Raw genomic sequence first — 5,656 nt, forward strand, 5'->3', positions numbered from 1 at the left:
TTCTGACTTAAATTTCGCTCAAATAAACTTCGAGTAATTTAAACCAATCAATCAATGAAATATGTTCGATCGATCAATCAGTAAAAATCCACACAAGTTGTTCTTCATAATCTCTTAATGATCTCAACTTCTACCTCGTCAGTAGAAATTTTAACGCAAAAAATTCTCTACAACTTAACCCTGTGAGCTAAGTTTGTAGGCTGTTTCGCGTCGGGATGTGTGCATTCTAGGGGATTTCAAAATCTTTGCAAGCCCCAAATTAGGATATTTTTCACGTATGTATTTTTTTTCTACAAAAATACTTGGTTTTTTAATTTTTTAGCTATTTTTTCATCAAATTTAAATAAAAACTCACATCTACAAAGTAAAGAGGGCTTTTTTATCCATACTTTTATGGGCTCAAATCGGTCAAGTTTTGCAGGCTGTAATCAACGATTGCCAATGTATACAATTCTTTTTGTCTTATGATATCTAAAAAAATTTTACATCTCAGTTAAAAATGCTTTTGCATTATCCAGAATCATATTCCTACATACGGCGTACCTATCATTGATTTCATATCAGTGTGGAGGTCTTGTCCGTTGATTAAAAGTTGGTGTTCAGCATTTACATTATTGATTTCAAGTCGAATGAGTCTACTCCTCTATTCAACAAGTTTAGATCGCGCCATCCACATACACTACCTACAAGAGGTTTTGCCGTATAAAAGTAGCTTTAGCTTTGAATTTTGAATTTAGGTCTTAAAGTTTTAAGAAAATTTTTATAAAACAAAGAGAAGTAATCTTACATTTTACCTTTAGATATAAACCACAACAAAACTAGAGGCAAAAAAAAGAAAGAGATCTCTCCCAAAATCTCTCCCTCGGAGTTGAATCTATATGCGATCCATATATCATTATTATAGTTATACGAAAAAAAGAGTCCCTTGGGGAAGGGACTTGTAAATTGTGGAGCTATAGTTATAAGTACCCTCTAGATCTGTTTTGTACACTGTGTCTAGATAGGTAAATCTTATACATAACTGAGCAAAAATGCAAGCTACTTGGCAAAATTTAAGTGTTGTTTTTATAAGGTTTTTTTGAATTTACTTATTCATATAATTAATATACCAAACAGAAAATAAAAGCAGACCGAAGCCTGCTTTTATTTCAATCACTTAGAATGGATCTAGTCCGTAAATGTGACTTTGGCAATGGCTTTTTTACCCGCCTGAATAATATATGTTGCGTTTTCTTTGACCGAGAAACCTGCATCAACCACATTCCAATCTACTTTTACTGCGCCACGTGCAACAGCATCTTTGGCTTGTGCGGCATTTTTGGTTAAACCTGCAGCACGTACAATAGAAGCAATAAATAATTCACCACCAAATTCAGCACGTGAAATCGTCACTTCTGGCGTACCTTCAGGTAATTCACCTTCGGTAATGATATTACCTGCACCTTTATGGGCATTGGCTGCAGCTTCGCTGCCGTGGAAACGCTCAACCAATTCGAGTGCCAAAATCTTTTTGATTTCTTGAGGATTACGACCTTCTGCCATTTCTTTGAGCAACACTTCAATTTCATCCATCGACTTGAAGCTGAGTAATTCAAAATAGCGCTCAATCAGACCATCAGGCATCGACAAGACTTTTTGATACATCGCACCCGGTGCATCAAATACGCCAATATAGTTGCCTAAAGATTTAGACATTTTATTCACGCCATCTAAACCTTCAAGAATTGGCACAGTAATACAAACTTGCGCTTCCTGATCATAACGACCTTGCAAGGTACGTCCCATCAACAAGTTAAAGGTCTGGTCTGTACCGCCCAATTCTACATCGGCTTGTAATGCCACCGAGTCATAACCTTGTACCAACGGATACAAAAATTCGTGAATCGCAATCGGTTGCTGGTTGTTATAACGCTTGGTGAAGTCATCACGTTCCAACATACGCGCTACGGTTTGCTGCGATGCCAACTGAATTAAGTCTGCTGCAGTTTTTGTTGCAAACCATTCAGAGTTAAACACCACTTTGGTTTTATTTGGATCAAGAATTTTAAAAACTTGTTCCTGATACGTTTTGGCATTTTCCAAGACTTTTTCACGTGACAACGGCGGACGTGTAGCACTTTTACCTGTTGGGTCACCAATCATGGCAGTGTAATCGCCAATCAAGAAAAATACTTCGTGACCTAAGTCTTGGAATACTTTTAATTTATTGATTAATACCGTATGCCCCAAGTGTAAATCAGGTGCAGTCGGGTCAAACCCCGCCTTAATTTTTAAAGGACGATTCTCTTTTAATTTCTTTAGAAGATCTTCTTCAGAAATAATTTCATGCGTGCCTCGTTGAATGAGAGCAAGTTGTTCTTCAGCCGGCAGGAAATTTGACATCACGAAATCCAAATACATCAGTTATTCAATTTGTGCGATATACTAACACTTTTTCAGCATATTGCAGGCTATAGAATAACCATGACAGCGATCTATATTGGGGTAATGACGGGCACAAGTATGGATGGTGTCGATCTTGTTGCTGCTTCTTTTGATCCACTGCAACTCCACGCGACCCTGACTTTGCCGTTTGATCCCGATTTACGTGACGAACTCATGGCACTGACTTTGCCAGGTGACAATGAAATTGACCGCATGGGCAAAGCAGATGTGGCTTTAGCCACCATGATTGGACATGGTATTAACAGCCTGATTGAAAAAAATAAACTGGATAAATCTCAAATTAAAGCGATTGGTTCGCATGGCCAGACCATTCGTCATCGTCCTGAACATGCTTTTACTTTACAAATTGGTGATCCGAACATCATCACCGAAATCACCCAAATTCCTGTAATTTCAGATTTTCGTCGTCGTGACATGGCTGCAGGCGGACAAGGCGCACCGTTAGTGCCCGCTTTCCATCAAAACTTATTCCAACATCCGAGTATTCATCGGGTAATTTTAAATTTAGGCGGCATTGCCAATGTCAGTTTGTTGCCTGCAGGACAGCCCGAAGCAGTATCGGGTTTTGATACAGGGCCTGCCAATATTTTAATGGATGCTTGGTGTGAGCGTTACACAGGACAACCTTATGATGAAAATGGCAATTGGGCTGCGTATGGACATCCGATTCGCAGCTTGTTAGATCGTTTACAAGCCCATGCTTTTTTCTCTAAAGAACCACCCAAAAGTACAGGGCGCGAAGACTTTAACTTGGAATGGCTAGATGAACAGGTTGCCGATTGGCGCAATGATGTGGAATATGACGAGCTGGAAGATAATCCTGAAAATATTCAAGCGACTTTATTAAAGCTCACCACCCGCGCGATTAAAAAAGCCATTTATCGTTCAGGCATGGATACAGGTGAAGTCTATGTCTGTGGCGGTGGTGCCTATAATTCTTATTTGCTAGAGCAATTGCGCTGGCGTTTGCGCAAACATCAATGGACTGTACAAAGTACAGCCGATTTAGGGCTAAACCCAACATGGGTCGAAGCCACCGCCTTTGCTTGGTTGGCAATGCGTTTTTGTCAGCAATTAAGTGGCAATTTACCTGCGGTCACAGGGGCTAAAGGTGATCGCATTTTAGGTACCATGACTTTGGTTTAAGGATGCACTTTTAAACCAGATCAGTAGCAACAAAAAAGCCTTTCCTCTTCTATATAGGAAAGGCTTTGATCATTTTGAGTGCATCAATCTACTTTTTCAGATGCTGATACTCAAAAATATTTAAATCATACTTAGATTGAGAATGAAGAACCACAACCACAAGTCGTGGTTGCATTCGGGTTTTGTACCACAAAACGCGAACCTTCCAAGCCTTCAATATAGTCCACTACCGAGCCAACTAAATATTGATAGCTGAGTGAATCGACCAGCATTTTTACATCGCCATTCACAAATTCTGCATCATCTTCATTTTGGCTTTCCGCAAAGTTAAAGCCATAAGAAAATCCTGAACAACCGCCACCTGTCACATATACACGTAGCATTAAGTCTTGATTACCTTCACTGTCACGCAATTGGCGAACTTTTTTAGCAGCGTTGTCGGTGAGCTCAAGTGCTTGGGCATTCATGATGGATTTTCCTCAGGTACAATTCAGATGTCTTTTCTGCAAAAAGACCACTTATCAAGTATAGCATACTCAATATTGGGACGGTGATGCAGAATTAAAGTGAATTCTGAGTAATTACCTCAAGATTCTCCAATTATTTGTAATTTTCGTCCTGCAAGCCACATTCAAAATTGGTTGGCGCTTCTTTACAGCGGAATTGCCACAATAATTTCATCATGCGTTTGTCATAAACACCACGTTTAGTTAAATCAATCCGCGATTCACGCATCATTTTTTGATAACCCGGTTGATCTGCTGCAGGCACTTGCATCCAATATTTTGCAGGAATATCGGCTTTCATATTGCCTAAAATACCAAAGGCACGTGGTAACTGCCCTTTCACCCATTCACGTGATTTTTGCCCAAAACCTGCAGGGAATTTATCTGGGCGGATAATAATATTGCCCGTGACCTGTAAAATTGGATAATTCACAATCGCGCCTTTAGTGCCTAAGCCTTTATGTAGTTCCAAAGGACGGAATACTGCAGCAGGCGCACCAATAATATCGACCTGACCATTGTTAAATTTACTGCCAAAATTGGTGACATCGGCACTTACTGCTTGCGCACCAATTTGCTGTACCATAATTTTTTGCGCTTGGTCATAATCTAAAACAGCAATTTTTTTCCCCGCGGCTTTGGCGACACTATTAATACTGCGGTCATTCACCATCAAAAAGGCATCACCCACAGGAATGACACCTGCGACTTCATACTGACCATTGCGCATATATTTGGCAAAAGCAGGACTCGCCAAACCTTGCATGACTTTAACTGCCAGTTTTAAATCTGGAATCGCACCAATTGCATCTAATGAGCCTGTAAAATGGTTAAATTGACGACCACGCATGCCCGTCACACTAATACCATCACATTTTCCTGCTTTAAAATCTTCTGCAATCACGCCTTCGTTTTGACCTACGCGTAACTCAATTTCTGCGCCCCAGTTTTTGGCCGCCAATTGATAGTCTTGCATTAAGTTATAGACATCACCGTTTTTACCGACCAAGTCGAATACACAGACCACTTGCTTAGCCTGCACTGCACTGGCGGCTAAAGACAAGCCTGCACCGAATAATAAAGCTTGCGTCCATTGTTTCATTTTATAGTTCCTTCCATTTTTTGTTTTTCTGGTCAAAATTGATTCAAACCTTCAATTTTGTAGCACTGTACTTTTCATCAAGCTAAGATTAGCGAATTTTGATCTTTGGCTGATATGACTCAATTGACGAATCTTTCAATTTGACATCCTCCCCGACCTAAAGGACGGAGATTCCTACTGCTAGACGCTCATGTCCGAGCGCAAGAATATTCAGTGCGGAATTTACATCCCGATCATGGAGCGTACCACACTCCACACACTGCCATTCTCTTATTCCAAGTCCTGCTCTACCTTCCGGACTACTGGAGCGTGAGCCACAGCACGAACAAGTTTGGGTGGTATAGGCTTCATTGACTTCTTCATAACATACCCCTGCGTTCTCGCATTTATACTTGAGCATGGTTCTTAGTGTTGTCCAACTGGCATCTAGCACTGATTTAGCCAATCTGGTTTGTGC

The 5,656-nt window shown here is 40.3% G+C and carries 5 protein-coding genes; 1 reads left to right on the forward strand and 4 read right to left on the reverse strand.

All coding sequences use genetic code 11. The features are described from left to right. Positions 1 to 1,167: 1,167 nt before the first annotated feature. Positions 1,168 to 2,400: a tyrosine--tRNA ligase gene (tyrS, locus tag AC07E5_RS10225; RefSeq protein WP_167845626.1), complete on the reverse strand. Its 1,233-nt coding sequence runs from the start codon at positions 2,398 to 2,400 to the stop codon at positions 1,168 to 1,170. A 63-nt stretch (positions 2,401 to 2,463) separates the two neighbouring features. Between tyrS and AC07E5_RS10230 the strand changes: the two genes are divergently transcribed. Continuing rightward, complete coding sequence (locus AC07E5_RS10230) at positions 2,464 to 3,591, forward strand: anhydro-N-acetylmuramic acid kinase (RefSeq protein WP_004969740.1); 1,128 nt, start codon at positions 2,464 to 2,466, stop codon at positions 3,589 to 3,591. Between the two features lie 131 nt (positions 3,592 to 3,722). On the opposite strand, the gene erpA is transcribed toward AC07E5_RS10230, so the two are convergent. The 3 genes from erpA to AC07E5_RS10245 form a co-directional block, all read right to left on the reverse strand. Further along, entirely contained in the window at positions 3,723 to 4,058 is a 336-nt protein-coding gene (erpA, locus tag AC07E5_RS10235; protein WP_004969742.1) for an iron-sulfur cluster insertion protein ErpA, read from the reverse strand. Between the two features lie 133 nt (positions 4,059 to 4,191). Continuing rightward, positions 4,192 to 5,199, reverse strand: a complete 1,008-nt coding sequence (locus AC07E5_RS10240; protein ID WP_317098478.1) for a putative solute-binding protein — start codon at positions 5,197 to 5,199, stop codon at positions 4,192 to 4,194. 157 nt (positions 5,200 to 5,356) lie between these two features. Continuing rightward, positions 5,357 to 5,656: RNA-guided endonuclease TnpB family protein (locus tag AC07E5_RS10245; protein ID WP_179989758.1), on the reverse strand; the 300-nt coding region annotated here is incomplete at its 5' end.

Source organism: Acinetobacter seohaensis, from assembly GCF_056431365.1.

Excerpts from the sequence above, each read along its gene's own strand:
- AC07E5_RS10240 (WP_317098478.1), bottom strand. The coding sequence starts at position 5,199 with ATGAAACAATGGACGCAAGCTTTATTATTCGGTGCAGGCTTGTCTTTA.
- erpA (WP_004969742.1), bottom strand. The coding sequence starts at position 4,058 with ATGAATGCCCAAGCACTTGAGCTCACCGACAACGCTGCTAAAAAAGTT.
- AC07E5_RS10230 (WP_004969740.1), top strand. The coding sequence starts at position 2,464 with ATGACAGCGATCTATATTGGGGTAATGACGGGCACAAGTATGGATGGT.
- tyrS (WP_167845626.1), bottom strand. The coding sequence starts at position 2,400 with ATGTATTTGGATTTCGTGATGTCAAATTTCCTGCCGGCTGAAGAACAA.